The following is a 366-nucleotide window of genomic DNA, read 5'->3' on the forward strand; positions in this document are numbered from 1 at the left end:
GCCCGGCATCGTGGAGGGGCCGGTTGCGGAACTGATCCACGTGCTCGTCCAGGTCGGCTGCCATGCGTGAGACCTGGGACTTGGACAGTCCTGTGATCCCCAGGGTTTTGACGAGCTTGTCCATGCGGCGTGTAGACACTCCTGCTAGGTAGCAGTCAGCGACCACTGTGATCAAGGCGTTTTCGGAGCGTTTGCGGCGTTGAAGCAACCACTCTGGAAAGTAGGTGCCTGAGCGTAGCTTGGGGATCGCCACGTCGATGGTGCCGACCCTGGTGTCCAAGGGCCGGTAGCGATACCCATTGCGCTGGGCCTGGCGCTGCGGGTCTTGTTGGCCCCACTGGGCCCCGCACACCGCATCAGCGTCCG

General features: G+C 63.4%; 1 protein-coding gene. It reads right to left on the reverse strand.

What is annotated here, in order from left to right; genetic code table 11:
• The coding region (locus tag HMPREF2879_RS09640) for a transposase (protein ID WP_246822908.1) at window positions 1–366 on the reverse strand (366 nt) is incomplete at both ends.

The sequence above is a fragment of the Rothia sp. HMSC069C04 genome (assembly GCF_001812895.1).
In the GTDB taxonomy this organism is placed as follows: domain Bacteria; phylum Actinomycetota; class Actinomycetes; order Actinomycetales; family Micrococcaceae; genus Rothia.